Source organism: Pseudoalteromonas sp. SIMBA_162 (assembly GCF_046535955.1).
GTDB lineage: Bacteria > Pseudomonadota > Gammaproteobacteria > Enterobacterales > Alteromonadaceae > Pseudoalteromonas > Pseudoalteromonas marina.
The window spans coordinates 1-234 of record NZ_JAWJBQ010001268.1; the positions used below are offsets into that span (position 1 = coordinate 1).

The 234-nt window shown below is 39.3% G+C and carries 1 pseudogene; it reads left to right on the plus strand.

Features of this window, described 5'->3' with window-relative positions:
• Positions 1 to 234 (plus strand): annotated as a pseudogene (locus R0J88_RS23715) (efflux RND transporter periplasmic adaptor subunit); the annotation flags it as partial.

The following is a 234-nucleotide window of genomic DNA, read 5'->3' on the forward strand; positions in this document are numbered from 1 at the left end:
TGATAGTGTGTTTTTGCCTGAGCGTATTAAAGGGATTACCGCACCAGTTATTCAAAAAGGCCTTAATAGCTTTACTCGTGAAGGCGTTATTGACCGAGATTTAGGTATTGTAGATAACGCAACACGTATGAGCAGTTTAGTGGTGAGAATTGAAGACCCGTATGGCCTTAAAAATAAACACCCAGCAATTAAATTTGGCAGTTACGTACAGGTTAATTTTGCGGGTACAACATT